At 50.1% G+C, this 14,263-nt stretch carries 14 protein-coding genes and 6 tRNA genes; 9 read left to right on the top strand and 11 right to left on the bottom strand.

Annotated features, from left to right (window positions below):
• The first annotated feature begins 1 nt into the window (after position 1).
• Positions 2 to 220, top strand: coding sequence for a DUF3820 family protein (locus tag HUZ68_RS16025; RefSeq protein ID WP_000410201.1), 219 nt, complete (start codon positions 2 to 4; stop codon positions 218 to 220).
• Here HUZ68_RS16025 and HUZ68_RS16020 read toward each other — a convergent pair.
• On the bottom strand, positions 217 to 1,215 hold the full coding sequence (locus HUZ68_RS16020) for a bile acid:sodium symporter family protein (RefSeq protein WP_069912909.1): 999 nt from the start codon (positions 1,213 to 1,215) through the stop codon (positions 217 to 219). The genes HUZ68_RS16025 and HUZ68_RS16020 overlap by 4 nt on opposite strands.
• Positions 1,216 to 1,304: 89 nt before the next feature.
• Here HUZ68_RS16020 and HUZ68_RS16015 point away from each other — a divergent pair, with 89 nt between their 5' ends.
• Positions 1,305 to 2,231, top strand: coding sequence for a LysR family transcriptional regulator (locus tag HUZ68_RS16015; protein WP_001109794.1), 927 nt, complete (start codon positions 1,305 to 1,307; stop codon positions 2,229 to 2,231).
• Here the strand turns inward: HUZ68_RS16015 and HUZ68_RS16010 are convergent.
• From HUZ68_RS16010 to HUZ68_RS15990, 5 genes are all read right to left on the bottom strand, one after another.
• Complete coding sequence (locus HUZ68_RS16010; RefSeq protein ID WP_000201414.1) at positions 2,222 to 2,563, bottom strand: FlxA-like family protein; 342 nt, start codon at positions 2,561 to 2,563, stop codon at positions 2,222 to 2,224. The two genes, HUZ68_RS16015 and HUZ68_RS16010, sit on opposite strands and share 10 nt — an antisense overlap.
• A gap of 119 nt (positions 2,564 to 2,682) precedes the next feature.
• A tRNA-Lys gene (locus tag HUZ68_RS16005) sits at positions 2,683 to 2,758 on the bottom strand.
• A gap of 4 nt (positions 2,759 to 2,762) precedes the next feature.
• A tRNA-Val gene (locus HUZ68_RS16000) sits at positions 2,763 to 2,838 on the bottom strand.
• 46 nt (positions 2,839 to 2,884) lie between these two features.
• A tRNA-Val gene (locus HUZ68_RS15995) sits at positions 2,885 to 2,960 on the bottom strand.
• 44 nt (positions 2,961 to 3,004) lie between these two features.
• A tRNA-Val gene (locus HUZ68_RS15990) sits at positions 3,005 to 3,080 on the bottom strand.
• Between the two features lie 258 nt (positions 3,081 to 3,338).
• Between HUZ68_RS15990 and gltX the strand changes: the two genes are divergently transcribed.
• Positions 3,339 to 4,754: a glutamate--tRNA ligase gene (gltX, locus tag HUZ68_RS15985; protein ID WP_000695640.1), complete on the top strand. Its 1,416-nt coding sequence runs from the start codon at positions 3,339 to 3,341 to the stop codon at positions 4,752 to 4,754.
• Positions 4,755 to 4,805: 51 nt separating this feature from the next.
• Here gltX and HUZ68_RS15980 read toward each other — a convergent pair whose 3' ends face one another.
• Together HUZ68_RS15980 and HUZ68_RS15975 are read right to left on the bottom strand one after the other, a co-directional pair.
• Positions 4,806 to 5,198, bottom strand: coding sequence for a MerR family transcriptional regulator (locus HUZ68_RS15980; RefSeq protein ID WP_000826503.1), 393 nt, complete (start codon positions 5,196 to 5,198; stop codon positions 4,806 to 4,808).
• A gap of 1 nt (position 5,199) precedes the next feature.
• A complete protein-coding gene (locus HUZ68_RS15975) occupies positions 5,200 to 5,559 on the bottom strand; it encodes a YfeC-like transcriptional regulator (RefSeq protein WP_000472021.1) in 360 nt (119 codons plus the stop codon).
• Positions 5,560 to 5,779: 220 nt separating this feature from the next.
• On the opposite strand from HUZ68_RS15975, the gene HUZ68_RS15970 reads away from it, so the two are divergent.
• The 3 genes from HUZ68_RS15970 to HUZ68_RS15960 all read left to right on the top strand — a co-directional run bounded on the left by HUZ68_RS15970 (position 5,780) and on the right by HUZ68_RS15960 (position 8,367).
• A tRNA-Ala gene (locus HUZ68_RS15970) sits at positions 5,780 to 5,855 on the top strand.
• 39 nt (positions 5,856 to 5,894) lie between these two features.
• A tRNA-Ala gene (locus HUZ68_RS15965) sits at positions 5,895 to 5,970 on the top strand.
• Positions 5,971 to 6,177: 207 nt separating this feature from the next.
• Entirely contained in the window at positions 6,178 to 8,367 is a 2,190-nt protein-coding gene (locus HUZ68_RS15960; protein ID WP_069912910.1) for a bifunctional diguanylate cyclase/phosphodiesterase, read from the top strand.
• A 49-nt stretch (positions 8,368 to 8,416) separates the two neighbouring features.
• On the opposite strand, the gene nupC is transcribed toward HUZ68_RS15960, so the two are convergent.
• Positions 8,417 to 9,619 (bottom strand): nucleoside permease NupC, encoded by a 1,203-nt coding sequence (gene nupC, locus HUZ68_RS15955; protein WP_000376337.1) that lies wholly within the window; start codon positions 9,617 to 9,619, stop codon positions 8,417 to 8,419.
• A gap of 265 nt (positions 9,620 to 9,884) precedes the next feature.
• On the opposite strand from nupC, the gene HUZ68_RS25150 reads away from it, so the two are divergent.
• Together HUZ68_RS25150 and HUZ68_RS15950 are read left to right on the top strand one after the other, a co-directional pair.
• Entirely contained in the window at positions 9,885 to 9,974 is a 90-nt protein-coding gene (locus tag HUZ68_RS25150) for a protein YpeD (RefSeq protein ID WP_240811045.1), read from the top strand.
• Positions 9,955 to 11,193 carry an Nramp family divalent metal transporter gene (locus tag HUZ68_RS15950; RefSeq protein WP_000186369.1) on the top strand — a complete coding sequence of 413 codons (1,239 nt, stop codon included), beginning with the start codon at positions 9,955 to 9,957 and terminating at the stop codon, positions 11,191 to 11,193. Before HUZ68_RS25150 ends, HUZ68_RS15950 begins: the two co-directional genes overlap by 20 nt.
• A gap of 140 nt (positions 11,194 to 11,333) precedes the next feature.
• Here the strand turns inward: HUZ68_RS15950 and ypeC are convergent, their stop codons facing one another.
• Together ypeC and HUZ68_RS15940 are read right to left on the bottom strand one after the other, a co-directional pair.
• Positions 11,334 to 11,660 carry a DUF2502 domain-containing protein YpeC gene (ypeC, locus tag HUZ68_RS15945; RefSeq protein WP_000490072.1) on the bottom strand — a complete coding sequence of 109 codons (327 nt, stop codon included), beginning with the start codon at positions 11,658 to 11,660 and terminating at the stop codon, positions 11,334 to 11,336.
• A gap of 114 nt (positions 11,661 to 11,774) precedes the next feature.
• Entirely contained in the window at positions 11,775 to 13,031 is a 1,257-nt protein-coding gene (locus tag HUZ68_RS15940; RefSeq protein WP_239593926.1) for an ion channel protein, read from the bottom strand.
• Positions 13,032 to 13,234: 203 nt separating this feature from the next.
• On the opposite strand from HUZ68_RS15940, the gene glk reads away from it, so the two are divergent.
• Positions 13,235 to 14,200: a glucokinase gene (gene glk / locus HUZ68_RS15935; RefSeq protein WP_000170346.1), complete on the top strand. Its 966-nt coding sequence runs from the start codon at positions 13,235 to 13,237 to the stop codon at positions 14,198 to 14,200.
• Positions 14,201 to 14,263 lie beyond the last annotated feature (63 nt).

Below are 14,263 nucleotides of genomic sequence, written 5' to 3'. Positions count from 1 at the left end.
GATGGAAAAAGAGCAGCTGATTGAAATAGCCAATACGATAATGCCGTTTGGCAAATACAAAGGGCGTCGCTTAATCGACCTGCCGGAGGAGTATCTGCTGTGGTTTGCCCGCAAAGATGAGTTCCCGGCAGGGAAGCTCGGTGAGCTAATGCAAATCACGCTGCTGATTAAAACCGAGGGGCTGACGCAACTGGTCCAGCCCCTGAAGCGTCCGCTTTAAGCTTTATCGGTGCTGCTTTCCTGCTGCGCCTGTAACTGTTCGGTCTGGCGTTTGTATCGACGCGCCAGCACCGCACAGACCATCAATTGGATCTGATGGAAAATCATCAGGGGCAGCACCATCATACCGATCACCGATGTGGGGAACAGAATGTTTGCCATCGGGATGCCATTTGCCAGACTCTTTTTCGAACCACAAAAGACGATAGTAATTTCATCTGCCTTATTGAAGCCCAGTCGGCGTGCCATAAAGACGTTAACTACAATCACGATAGCCAGAAGAACGCAGCTGACCACCACGATAAACAGCAATGATCCCCAGCCAACTTTACGCCAGATACCATTAACGACGGCTTCGCTGAACGCTGTATAAACCACCAACAGAATGGACGTCTGGTCAGTTTTCGCAATCCATTTTTTATTGCGCGACACCCAGTCACCAATCCACGGCCGGGAAAGATGCCCCAACACAAACGGCAGCAGCAGTTGCAGCATAATTTTACCGACCTGCTCAAGGCTGCCCCCTGCACCGTGAACATTCATCACCAGACCAACCAGCAATGGTGAAAGGAAAATCCCCAGCAGGCTGGATGCTGACGCAGAACAAACCGCCGCCGCGACGTTACCGCCCGCCATTGACGTGAAGGCGATTGCAGACTGCACAGTAGCCGGGAGAATGCACAAGTAGAGAAAACCGGAGTAGAGCATCGGGTCGACATTTACCGGTTTCCACCAGGCAAACAGTACACCCAGAATCGGAAACAGCACGAAGGTGCTGCACATTACCCACAAATGCAGTCGCCAGTGACCACCGCCAGCAATAATCGCCTCACGCGACAACTTCGCGCCGTGCATAAAGAACAGCAGGGCAATAGCTGCGGTGGTCAGATTTTCAAAGAAGGGGACGAAATCGCCTCTGGCCGGAAAGAAAGAGGCCAGCAACACCACCGTGATCAGGGTTAAGGTGAAAGGATCGAGGATACGAAAAAGTTTCATAAAGACTCCAGATGATCGATGGTTCTATTGTGCTTCTTCCAGTTTGAGAAATAAAATTGATTTATTGCATCCATTCATGAAGAAAACAGATGAATTATTCTTTAAAACAATTAAAGGTTTTCGTCACAGTAGCGCAGGAGAAAAGTTTTAGTCGTGCAGGAGAGCGTATCGGCCTGAGCCAGTCGGCAGTAAGTCACAGTGTGAAGGAGCTGGAAAATCATACTGGTGTTCGCCTGCTGGACAGAACCACGCGTGAAGTGGTGCTTACAGATGCAGGGCAGCAGTTGGCTTTGCGTCTTGAGCGACTGCTGGATGAACTTAACAGCACGTTGCGCGATACCGGGCGTATGGGGCAACAACTGAGCGGAAAAGTTCGGGTCGCTGCCAGCCAGACCATTTCCGCGCATCTTATTCCGCAATGCATTGCTGAAAGCCATCGCCGCTATCCAGATATTCAGTTTGTCCTGCACGATCGTCCGCAGCAGTGGGTGATGGAAAGTATTCGCCAGGGAGATGTCGACTTTGGCATCGTCATCGATCCAGGCCCAGTGGGCGATCTGCAATGTGAAGCGATTCTTTCCGAGCCTTTCTTTCTGCTTTGCCATCGCGATAGCGCTTTGGCCGTGGAAGATTATGTACCCTGGCAGGCATTACAGGGAGCGAAATTGGTGTTGCAGGATTACGCGTCAGGCAGCCGACCGCTGATTGACGCAGCGCTGGCGCGCAATGGTATTCAGGCGAATATTGTGCAGGAGATTGGACATCCGGCGACGCTGTTCCCGATGGTAGCCGCAGGCATCGGCATCAGTATTCTTCCCGCACTGGCGCTACCATTGCCTGAAGGTAGCCCGCTGGTGGTAAAGCGCATTACGCCGGTTGTTGAACGCCAGTTGATGCTGGTGCGCAGGAAGAACCGTTCACTTTCCACCGCCGCTGAAGCGTTATGGGACGTGGTACGAGACCAGGGCAATGCGCTAATGGCTGGTCGGGAAGGGGATCCGTTGTATCAGATATAGATATCGATATGAGTCGTATTTTCAACAGGATTTAGAAGGGATACATTCAGAGACAAACGCTGCTCTTTCTCCTGCGCCTTTTCTGCCTGCTGTCTCTGCAACTGCGCCAGTTGTGTTTCCAGTAGGGTGATTTGCTGTTGAATCAATTCGGCCTGTTTTTGCTTGTCTTCAGCACTGCCGCTAGTGTCTACAATCTCTTTAATTTGTTGAGTGAGTTTGATGATTTGCTGACTTATCCGCGCGATTTGTGAAGCAACATCGCTACCTTGTGATGCCCTGTTACTACTCTGTGTTTGTATGGAAGGAATTGAAGTTGAAGAGATAGTGGCCATTGTTCAGTCCTCGTCACTTTACGAGGTAATATCGGTAGAAGAACAAGGAACTTGAGAAGAAAAATCAATCTTACAAATCGCAGATAGCAAAAAAGCGCCTTTAGGGCGCTTTTTTACATTGGTGGGTCGTGCAGGATTCGAACCTGCGACCAATTGATTAAAAGTCAACTGCTCTACCAACTGAGCTAACGACCCGAAGTGGTGGGTGATGACGGGATCGAACCGCCGACCCCCTCCTTGTAAGGGAGGTGCTCTCCCAGCTGAGCTAATCACCCACTTCGGTACTTCACATTTTTACAAGAAATTTAGCTGGTGAGAAATTGGTGGGTGATGACGGGATCGAACCGCCGACCCCCTCCTTGTAAGGGAGGTGCTCTCCCAGCTGAGCTAATCACCCACTTCTCAATTTCTTGCTACACGGCGGAGACTACATAAAGTAGTTGGTGGGTGATGACGGGATCGAACCGCCGACCCCCTCCTTGTAAGGGAGGTGCTCTCCCAGCTGAGCTAATCACCCCCGCTGTGTGGAGTCGCATTATAGGGAGAGTTCAAAATGAGTCAACGCATTTTCTAAAGAAATTGTTCGTTCGTCGTAAATTTAAGCAAGATGATCGCAAAACAGACCGTGTTGCGCAATTTGTCAACGAAAACAATAATGCGTAAGGTTGCAACCCGAACTACATTGAGGAATCAGGCGGGAGTGATAGAATATCGCCCACTCAATTTTTCCAGGATTTGCCGGTTGTCGGCATCTTTCTAAACGTAAGGCCATTTCATGAAAATCAAAACTCGCTTCGCGCCAAGCCCAACAGGCTATCTGCACGTTGGCGGCGCGCGTACTGCTCTTTACTCCTGGCTTTTTGCACGTAACCACGGCGGTGAGTTCGTGCTGCGTATTGAAGACACCGATCTTGAGCGTTCCACGCCGGAAGCTATCGAAGCCATTATGGATGGCATGAACTGGCTGAGCCTGGAGTGGGATGAAGGTCCGTACTTCCAGACTAAACGTTTTGATCGCTACAACGCGGTGATCGATCAGATGCTGGAAGAGGGCACAGCTTATAAATGCTATTGCTCTAAAGAGCGCCTGGAAGCGCTGCGCGAAGAGCAAATGGCGAAAGGTGAGAAGCCGCGTTATGACGGTCGCTGCCGCCACAGTCATGAGCATCACGCTGATGATGAGCCGTGTGTCGTACGTTTTGCTAACCCGCAGGAAGGTTCTGTTGTTTTTGACGATCAGATCCGTGGTCCGATCGAGTTCAGCAACCAGGAACTGGACGATCTTATTATCCGCCGTACCGATGGTTCCCCAACCTATAACTTCTGTGTGGTTGTCGATGACTGGGATATGGAAATCACCCACGTTATCCGTGGCGAAGACCATATCAACAACACGCCACGCCAGATCAACATTCTTAAAGCCCTGAAAGCTCCGGTACCGGTTTACGCGCACGTTTCTATGATCAACGGCGATGACGGCAAAAAACTGTCCAAACGTCACGGGGCAGTCAGCGTAATGCAGTATCGTGATGACGGTTATTTGCCAGAAGCACTGCTGAACTATCTGGTGCGTCTGGGCTGGTCCCACGGCGATCAGGAAATCTTCACTCGTGAAGAAATGATCAAATACTTCACTTTGAATGCCGTAAGCAAATCTGCCAGTGCGTTCAACACCGACAAGCTGCTGTGGCTGAACCATCACTACATTAACGCGCTGCCGCCGGAGTATGTTGCTACTCACTTACAGTGGCACATTGAGCAGGAAAATATCGATACCCGTAACGGCCCGCAGCTGGCTGATCTGGTGAAACTGCTGGGCGAACGCTGCAAGACGCTGAAAGAGATGGCACAGAGCTGCCGTTATTTCTACGAAGATTTTGCTGAGTTCGATGCCGACGCCGCGAAAAAACATCTGCGTCCGGTAGCGCGTCAGCCGCTGGAAGTAGTTCGTGACAAACTGGCCGCGATTACTGACTGGACAGCTGAAAACGTTCATCACGCTATTCAGGCGACGGCGGATGAGCTGGAAGTGGGTATGGGTAAAGTTGGTATGCCGCTGCGTGTCGCCGTAACCGGTGCGGGGCAGTCTCCGGCACTGGATGTTACCGTTCACGCAATCGGTAAGACACGTAGCATTGAGCGTATCAACAAAGCGCTGGCCTTTATTGCTGAACGCGAAAACCAGCAGTAATTAGCGTGTAAAAAGATAAACGGCAGGAGATAATATCCTGCCGTTTTTTATTTATGCTGATTCGTCAATATCGAGACGGGCGAGGAAATTGCGAATTCCTTCACGTGACAAAAATTGCGCGACTTTTTCCTGCTCAATGTCTGTCATATTATCTATCGCGTTGATGATTTGTCGATACGCCGGGGCGCGTGCTCCAGGAGCGTATTCAGCAATTCTCTCTTCAGCTTCCATCAACATTGGTGTGTTATGGAACGCAGGCGTGTTCTGAATAAACTCGCAAACTTGCGTATCGACCAGAATAAGTCTGGCACGACCGCCTTTCACGCCGGGAAATTTTTCCGTTTTCCAGCCTTTTTCTCTGATCCAACGGTTAACAGTTTGTTTAGCCACACCGAGGCATTCAGCCAGTTCTTCGGTGGTCATTTTATTGCGTAATCTTTTCATATTATTTGCTATCGCGAATCCCTAAGCGTTGTAACAATCCGATAATCCCTTCCCGCAGAAGCAAGGATGTAAACTGTTTTTGTTCAACTGGCGTCATCTCTTTCGCCAGTGTCACCAGCAATACTTCAAGCGGCGCATCACCAGAAAGGGCAGGCGCTTCTCCCTGACCTTCTGGACGTTCAGCATTACGAATATATTCACGAACCTGTTCATTGACGTGAACCAGTCGGGCTTTGCCACCCTGGACGCCTGGTTTTGGTGACGTCGTCCAGCCTTCCTTGCGTACCCATTTATTAATGGTCTGGCGGCTATAGCCGGTCAGTCTGGCAAGTTCATCTGGCGTCATCCTCTCCTTGAACATAACAATTCCCTGAATGTATGTGGGTCTATTAGTAGTTCATTTTATAGCACCACTTTACAGGAAACCGTGACATGAATAACTACTGAATGCGAGCGGTTTTCCAAAATTGTTCATTTGCCTGATTTTTCAGCGATTGAAACTACACGCTGCAATTTGCCGTTGACACATTCGGGCGGAATTCATATGATGCCGCCCGTCAACTCGACAAGCTTTACGTGACGGGGCTATAGCTCAGCTGGGAGAGCGCTTGCATGGCATGCAAGAGGTCAGCGGTTCGATCCCGCTTAGCTCCACCAAATTTTGCACCCAGCAAATTTGGTACGTAAACGCATCGTGGGGCTATAGCTCAGCTGGGAGAGCGCTTGCATGGCATGCAAGAGGTCAGCGGTTCGATCCCGCTTAGCTCCACCAAATTTCCAACCCTCGCTGCAAAGCGGGGGTTTTTTGTCTCTGCTTTTTGCCGCTTTTGTAATACAGTCTACGTCCGGGTTAGTGCCGCCTGGTGAAAGCATCATTGGATGAAAAATCGGCAACAGGATGGCCCCTGTTTGCTTCGCAATGCGAATAAACTTATTATTTGTGTGCCTGAAAACCCCGATCAGTGAGAGTAGTGTACTCATGTTTGTGGAGCATAACCTGATAAAAAATATCAAGATATTCACACTAGCGTTTACGCTCACCGTGGTACTTATTCAGCTATCCCGTTTTATTTCGCCACTTGCCATTATCCATTCCAGTTATATCTTTCTGGCGTGGATGCCACTGTGCGTAATGCTGTCAATCTTGTTTATCTTTGGCTGGCGCGGTGTCGTTCCCGTTTTATGCGGGATGTTTTGCACCAATCTGTGGAACTTTCATCTCTCTTTTTTACAGACTGCGGTCATGCTCAGCAGCCAGACGTTTGTCGTGTTATGTGCCTGCGCAATATTACGCTGGCAGCTGGGGACGCGTTGGCGTTATGGATTGACCAGCCGATATGTCTGGCAACGTCTGTTCTGGCTTGGTTTGGTGACGCCGATCGGCATCAAATGCAGCATGTATCTTGTGGGGAGCTTCTTTGATTTCCCGCTAAAGATATCCACCTTTTTCGGCGATGCGGATGCCATTTTCACGGTCGTGGATTTACTAAGCCTTTTCACCGCGGTGCTGATTTACAACATGCTTTTCTACTATCTCACTCGCATGATTGTAAGTCCCCACTTTGCGCAGATATTGTGGCGCAGGGATATCGCTCCGTCGTTGGGCAAAGAGAAACGCGCATTTACCTTAAGCTGGCTGGCAGCGTTAAGCGTGCTGCTACTTCTGTTGTGCACACCTTATGAAAACGACTTTATTGCCGGTTACCTGGTACCCGTTTTCTTCATCATCTTTACCCTCGGGGTCGGTAAGCTTCGCTATCCGTTTTTAAATCTCACTTGGGCTGTTTCAACGCTTTGCCTGCTGAATTACAACCAGAACTTTTTGCAAGGGGTGGAAACGGAATATTCGCTGGCATTTATTCTCGCGGTGCTGATTTCCTTTAGCGTTTGCCTGCTCTATATGGTGCGCATTTATCATCGCAGTGAATGGCTTAATCGCCGCTGGCATTTGCAGGCGCTGACCGATCCGTTAACGCTCCTACCCAACTTTCGTGCGTTGGAACAAGCACCGGAGCAAGAGGTGGGCAAGAGTTTTTGCTGCCTGCGCATTGATAATCTTGAGTTTATGAGTCGTCATTACGGCTTAATGATGCGCGTTCACTGTATCCGCTCAATTTACCGTACGCTGCTGCCGTTGATGCAGGAAAACGAAAAGTTGTATCAATTGCCGGGTAGTGAACTGCTGTTAGTGCTGAGCGGGCCGGAAACGGAAGGGCGACTCCAGCATATGGTTAACATCCTGAATAGTCGGCAAATTCACTGGAACAATACCGGGCTGGATATGGGCTATGGTGCTGCCTGGGGGCGTTTTGATGGAAATCAGGAAACCCTGCAACCCTTGTTGGGGCAGTTAAGCTGGCTGGCGGAGCAATCCTGCGCACATCATCATGTGCTGGCGCTGGATAGCAGAGAGGAGATGGTTTCCGGGCAGACCACTAAACAGGTGCTATTGCTGAATACCATTCGCACGGCGTTAGATCAGGGTGATTTGCTGCTCTACGCCCAGCCAATTCGCAACAAAGAGGGTGAAGGTTATGATGAGATCCTCGCGCGACTGAAATATGACGGCGGCATTATGACCCCGGATAAGTTTCTGCCCCTTATTGCTCAGTTTAATCTTAGCGCGCGTTTTGATTTGCAAGTGCTGGAATCCTTGTTGAAGTGGCTGGCAACACACCCTTGCGACAAAAAAGGCCCGCGCTTTTCAGTTAATTTAATGCCGCTCACGCTGCTGCAAAAGAATATTGCCGGGCGGATTATTCGTCTATTTAAGCGTTATCACATCTCCCCGCAGGCGGTCATTCTTGAGATCACCGAGGAGCAGGCGTTTTCTAACGCAGAAAGCAGCATGTACAACATCGAGCAGCTGCATAAGTTTGGTTTCCGGATTGCGATTGATGACTTTGGCACCGGCTATGCCAACTACGAACGGTTAAAGCGTTTGCAGGCTGATATCATCAAAATTGATGGCGTCTTTGTGAAAGATATTGTCACGAACACGCTGGATGCGATGATTGTGAGATCAATTACCGATCTGGCGAAAGCGAAGTCATTGAGTGTGGTCGCGGAGTTTGTCGAGACGCAACAGCAACAGGCGCTATTGCATAAGCTCGGGGTGCAATATCTGCAAGGGTATTTGATTGGTCGCCCGCAGCCATTAGCTGATTAACAGGCGTAAAAAAGCCGGGGAATTATCCCCGGCTTTTTTATGTATGGTCTTACAGCACCAGTGCTGCGATTGACGCAGACAGCACACTCACCAGGGTAGAGCCGTAAACCAGTTTCAGACCGAAGCGAGAAACCACATTACCTTGCTCTTCATTGAGGCCTTTAACTGCACCTGCAATAATTCCGATTGAAGAGAAGTTAGCGAAGGAAACCAGGAACACAGAGATGATGCCTTCAGCACGCGGAGAGAGCGTGGAAGCAATTTTCTGCAGATCCATCATCGCAACGAACTCGTTAGAAACCAGTTTGGTCGCCATGATACTGCCTACTTGCAGTGCTTCGCTGGACGGAACACCCATCACCCATGCAATCGGATAGAAGATGTAGCCCAGGATGCCCTGGAAGGAGATGCTGTAGCCAAACCAGCCAGTCACGGTGGCAAACAGTGCGTTCAGCGCGGCGATCAGGGCGATAAAGCCGATCAGCATCGCGGCAACGATAATGGCAACTTTGAAACCTGCCAGAATGTATTCACCCAGCATTTCGAAGAAGCTCTGACCTTCGTGCAGGTTGGACATCTGAATGTTTTCTTCACTGGCATCAACACGGTAAGGGTTGATCAGCGACAGCACGATAAAGGTGCTGAACATGTTCAGTACCAGCGCTGCAACGACGTATTTTGGTTCCAGCATGGTCATGTATGCACCAACGATGGACATAGAAACGGTGGACATCGCCGTTGCTGCCATGGTGTACATACGGTTACGGGAGATTTTGCCAAGGATATCTTTATAGGCAATAAAGTTTTCAGACTGACCCAGAATCAGGGAGCTGACGGCGTTAAAGGATTCCAGTTTGCCCATGCCGTTGACTTTGGAGAGCAGGAAACCAATTGCGCGGATAATTACCGGCAACACGCGAATGTGCTGGAGAATACCGATCAGTGCAGAGATAAAGACGATTGGGCACAGCACTTTCAGGAAGAAGAATGCCAGGCCTTGATCATTCATGCTACCAAAGACGAAGTTAGTCCCTTCGTTGGCAAATCCGAGCAGTTTTTCGAACATTTCGGAGAAGCCTTTCACGAAGCCTAAACCAACGTCGGAGTTCAGGAAGAACCACGCCAGTAACACTTCGATAACAAGCAGTTGAATAACATAACGGATACGAATTTTTTTGCGGTCGCTGCTTACCAGCAGTGCGAGAATCGCAACAACGGCAAGTGCCAGTACAAAATGAAGGACGCGGTCCATATTTGCTCCAAATATGAGGCAGGTTAAATTTCCGTGCACATTCTATGTAACATGGTTAAGGAAAACGAGATCTGACACACACTATAATGACGTCCTGTGACAAGCTTCAAAAATAGTGAGCTGTCATACATTTCTGCTATGTTGTGTATGGAAGCTGAAAGTTATGTAAATGTGCTAACATTAAACATAACCATAACATTCAAGTCATCAATCTTTTCGTAGTCATAATCCTGGTCTATCAGAGAAATCACCACAACCCATTTAAATGAATTTGATAATCATTCTCGTTTGGCATAGCATGAAACATAGCAAAGGCTATGTTTTAGAGGCACAAGATGACGAACTATCGCGTTGAGAGTAGCAGCGGACGGGCGGCGCGCAAGATGAGGCTCGCATTAATGGGACCTGCGTTCATTGCGGCGATTGGTTATATCGATCCCGGTAACTTTGCGACCAATATTCAGGCGGGTGCCAGCTTCGGCTATCAGCTACTGTGGGTTGTCGTTTGGGCCAACCTGATGGCGATGCTGATTCAGATCCTCTCTGCCAAACTAGGGATTGCCACCGGTAAAAATCTGGCGGAGCAGATTCGCGATCACTATCCGCGTCCCGTAGTGTGGTTCTATTGGGTTCAGGCAGAAATTATTGCGATGGCAACCGACCTGGCGGAATTTATTGGTGCGGCGATCGGTTTTAAACTCATTCTTGGTGTTTCGTTGTTGCAGGGCGCGGTGCTGACGGGGATCGCGACTTTCCTGATTTTAATGCTGCAACGTCGCGGGCAAAAACCGCTGGAGAAAGTGATTGGCGGGTTACTGTTGTTTGTTGCCGCGGCTTACATTGTCGAGTTGATTTTCTCCCAGCCTAACCTGGCGCAGCTGGGTAAAGGAATGGTGATCCCGAGTTTACCTACTTCGGAGGCGGTCTTCCTGGCAGCAGGCGTGTTAGGGGCGACGATTATGCCGCATGTGATTTATTTGCACTCTTCGCTCACTCAGCATTTACATGGCGGTTCGCGTCAACAACGTTATTCCGCCACCAAATGGGATGTGGCTATCGCCATGACGATTGCCGGTTTTGTCAATCTGGCGATGATGGCTACAGCTGCGGCGGCGTTCCACTTTTCTGGTCATACTGGTGTTGCCGATCTTGATGAGGCTTATCTGACGCTGCAACCGCTGTTAAGCCATGCTGCGGCAACGGTCTTTGGGTTAAGTCTGGTTGCTGCCGGACTGTCCTCAACGGTGGTGGGGACACTGGCGGGGCAGGTGGTGATGCAGGGATTCATTCGCTTCCATATCCCGCTGTGGGTGCGTCGTACAGTCACCATGTTGCCGTCATTTATTGTCATTCTGATGGGATTAGATCCGACACGGATTCTGGTTATGAGTCAGGTGCTGTTAAGTTTTGGTATCGCCCTGGCGCTGGTTCCACTGCTGATTTTCACCAGTGACAGCAAGTTGATGGGCGATCTGGTGAACAGCAAACGCGTAAAACAGACAGGCTGGGTGATTGTAGTGCTGGTCGTGGCGCTGAATATCTGGTTGTTGGTGGGGACGGCGCTGGGATTGTAGTTGAATGAGCGTCGCATCTGGCACTATTGGCGGATGCGGCGTAAACGCCTTATCCGCCCTACGCGTTAAAGAGCCGGTTTGTAGGCCTGATAAGACGCGCTAGCGTCGCATCAGGCCTTGTGCTCCATTGGCAAATGTGTTTAATGGCGGTGCCCATGTCCGCGGCCTTTTCCGCGATGATCGTCACGATCGCGCCAGCCTTCACGATAGCCACGCTCATACGCTTTACGCTTATCCCAGCCACGGTGGTAGCCATTATCATGACGCCACCAGCGGTTTTTACGCCATTCATAATTGCGATGCCAGTAATCACGATCTCGCCAGTGACCACCGTCCCAGTAATTACCGTAATGATCGCGATCGCCAATTTGTAATTTGATTGATGGCAGTAGGGTGATTTCACCTGCGTTTGCTGCAAGCGGGGTAAATGCCATCAGGGCGGCCGCCAGAAACAGTGACCTGAACATTGTTATTCTCCTTCACGATCGAAGCCGTCAGCGGCCTGTTAACGCAATATTACGGGGAGGTAAAGCCCCGTATCATCGCCATAACTCTTAAATCATAAAGGAGAGCATTTTTTGCTAAACGTTATCGTGGGGTGGCTGTTGCTTCGGACGATTGACCATCATCATCGGCTTACCTGCTAATAACAGCCATGCCGGAAGCATGACGATACAGAGCAGCGGTAGCAATGTGGTATTGGGTACAACGACTGCCGCCATAAAAAGGCTTAACCAGCCATCGCGTGTTACCACCAGCACGATGCCGAGAATAGCGCAGGAAACGGTTATTGCCGCTGGAACGGCGGGGACGTGCTCATGCAGCATCAACCCTAATGCCACGCCGACGAACACTGCCGGGAAAATTCGTCCACCGCGAAAGCCACTGGCGGCAGCAACGACCAGGGCGGTAAGTTTAATCACCGCCAGCAAAAAGTAATCGCTGGTGCTGAAAGCCTGATTTGCCACCATCTGCTGCATCTCATCCAGTCCTTTAAACAGCGAAACCGGCCCACCAATAACCCCCAGAATACCGAGAATAAATCCGCCAATACCCAGCACGAGCACCGGATTTTTCATTTGATGCATCATCGCGTGCAACCGTGGTAAGCACCATACGGCGACCATCCCTGCTGCGATGGCAATCGCCGCGACAATTGCACCGCTGAGAATATCGGTCATTTCCATCTGTCCGTAATGCGCAATGGGCAGTGAAAAATGGGGATGGAAAAATAATCCGGTAGTAAGTGCACCAGCTGCTGCCGCCATTAACGGCGCAAAAAGACGATCCCATAGCGGAACTTCACTACTGCCATTTAAGGTTTGCGAAAATATCAACGCCGCCGCAACAGGTGTACCAAACAGCGCGCCGATGGTTCCGGCAGAGGCTAAAATAGTCCACTCCATTCGGTTGACGCACGGTAACAGACGAGCGCCAATGGCAACCGCAAGGGCGATATTGACGGTCATGATCGGATGTTCCGGCCCCAGGCTGACGCCGCCAGCAAGACCGAGAATTAATGCTACGATAAGTCCTGGTAGCGCAGAGGGCGGAACCGGTGCGCCGATCAGCGGTTCACAGGCGGGGTCTGGTCCGGCATGACCCTGGCTGAAACGGATAACCAACCCCACCGCAATACCCGTTAGCGTTAATACACCGATGATCCAGAAAGGTGAATCCTGGGCTATCCCCAGAGTTCCCGGCAGTCGTTGCCAGAGCAAATTCTGTAATACCGAGGCGATTTTCATCACCACAATCAGAATAAGACTGGACGCAATCCCAATTGCCACGGCGGGGAGCGATAATAACAACATGGTTCTGGCTCGCGGATGGAGCATGTTCTATTCCTTATGCGGGGTCAGATACTTAGTTTGCCCAGCTTGCAAAAAGGCATCGCTGCAATTGGTGCTGAAACGATAAAGTAATTGTGTGACCCAGATCGATATTTACAGGGAGCCTGCCTTTCCGGCGTTGTTGTTATGCCCCCAGGTATTTACAGTGTGAGAAAGAATTATTTTGACTTTAGCGGAGCAGTTGAAGAATGACAAAGTATGCATTAGTCGGTGATGTGGGCGGCACCAACGCACGTCTTGCTCTGTGTGATATTGCCAGTGGTGAAATCTCGCAGGCTAAGACCTATTCAGGGCTTGATTACCCAAGCCTCGAAGCGGTCATTCGCGTTTATCTTGAAGAACATAAGGTCGAGGTGAAAGACGGCTGTATTGCCATCGCTTGCCCAATTACCGGTGACTGGGTGGCAATGACCAACCATACCTGGGCGTTCTCAATTGCCGAAATGAAAAAGAATCTCGGTTTTAGCCATCTGGAAATTATTAACGATTTTACCGCTGTATCGATGGCGATCCCGATGCTGAAAAAAGAGCATCTGATTCAGTTTGGTGGCGCAGAACCGGTAGAAGGTAAGCCTATTGCGGTTTACGGTGCCGGAACGGGGCTTGGGGTTGCGCATCTGGTCCATGTCGATAAGCGTTGGGTAAGCTTGCCGGGCGAAGGCGGTCACGTTGATTTTGCGCCGAATAGTGAAGAAGAGGCCATTATCCTCGAAATATTGCGTGCGGAAATTGGCCATGTTTCGGCGGAACGCGTGCTTTCTGGCCCTGGGCTGGTGAATTTGTATCGCGCAATTGTGAAAGCTGACAACCGCCTGCCAGAAAATCTCAAGCCAAAAGATATTACCGAACGCGCGCTGGCTGACAGCTGCACCGATTGCCGCCGTGCGTTGTCGCTGTTTTGCGTCATTATGGGCCGTTTTGGCGGCAATCTGGCGCTCAATCTCGGGACATTTGGCGGCGTGTTTATTGCGGGCGGTATCGTGCCGCGCTTCCTTGAGTTCTTCAAAGCCTCTGGTTTCCGTGCCGCATTTGAAGATAAAGGGCGCTTTAAAGAATATGTCCATGATATTCCGGTGTATCTCATCGTCCATGACAATCCGGGTCTTCTCGGTTCCGGTGCACATTTACGCCAGACCTTAGGTCACATTCTGTAAATCCTTCCTGTTATATCGGGAGGTAACTCTCCCGATAATCTTTTAAATCATACAGTTAATTCA

It is taken from the genome of Shigella dysenteriae (genome assembly GCF_022354085.1).
GTDB lineage: Bacteria > Pseudomonadota > Gammaproteobacteria > Enterobacterales > Enterobacteriaceae > Escherichia > Escherichia coli.
This window is presented reverse-complemented; position numbering and strand designations above follow the sequence as displayed.

What these genes read in the sequence shown, in the direction of transcription:
- HUZ68_RS16020 (WP_069912909.1), bottom strand. Translation starts at nt 1,215, where the DNA reads ATGAAACTTTTTCGTATCCTCGATCCTTTCACCTTAACCCTGATCACG.
- ypeC (WP_000490072.1), bottom strand. Translation starts at nt 11,660, where the DNA reads ATGTTCAGGTCACTGTTTCTGGCGGCCGCCCTGATGGCATTTACCCCG.
- HUZ68_RS25150 (WP_240811045.1), top strand. Translation starts at nt 9,885, where the DNA reads ATGAATTTGATAATCATTCTCGTTTGGCATAGCATGAAACATAGCAAA.
- HUZ68_RS15950 (WP_000186369.1), top strand. Translation starts at nt 9,955, where the DNA reads ATGACGAACTATCGCGTTGAGAGTAGCAGCGGACGGGCGGCGCGCAAG.
- HUZ68_RS15960 (WP_069912910.1), top strand. Translation starts at nt 6,178, where the DNA reads ATGTTTGTGGAGCATAACCTGATAAAAAATATCAAGATATTCACACTA.
- HUZ68_RS16010 (WP_000201414.1), bottom strand. Translation starts at nt 2,563, where the DNA reads ATGGCCACTATCTCTTCAACTTCAATTCCTTCCATACAAACACAGAGT.
- HUZ68_RS16015 (WP_001109794.1), top strand. Translation starts at nt 1,305, where the DNA reads ATGAATTATTCTTTAAAACAATTAAAGGTTTTCGTCACAGTAGCGCAG.
- HUZ68_RS15940 (WP_239593926.1), bottom strand. Translation starts at nt 13,031, where the DNA reads ATGCTCCATCCGCGAGCCAGAACCATGTTGTTATTATCGCTCCCCGCC.
- nupC (WP_000376337.1), bottom strand. Translation starts at nt 9,619, where the DNA reads ATGGACCGCGTCCTTCATTTTGTACTGGCACTTGCCGTTGTTGCGATT.
- HUZ68_RS15975 (WP_000472021.1), bottom strand. Translation starts at nt 5,559, where the DNA reads ATGTTCAAGGAGAGGATGACGCCAGATGAACTTGCCAGACTGACCGGC.
- glk (WP_000170346.1), top strand. Translation starts at nt 13,235, where the DNA reads ATGACAAAGTATGCATTAGTCGGTGATGTGGGCGGCACCAACGCACGT.
- HUZ68_RS15980 (WP_000826503.1), bottom strand. Translation starts at nt 5,198, where the DNA reads ATGAAAAGATTACGCAATAAAATGACCACCGAAGAACTGGCTGAATGC.
- gltX (WP_000695640.1), top strand. Translation starts at nt 3,339, where the DNA reads ATGAAAATCAAAACTCGCTTCGCGCCAAGCCCAACAGGCTATCTGCAC.
- HUZ68_RS16025 (WP_000410201.1), top strand. Translation starts at nt 2, where the DNA reads ATGGAAAAAGAGCAGCTGATTGAAATAGCCAATACGATAATGCCGTTT.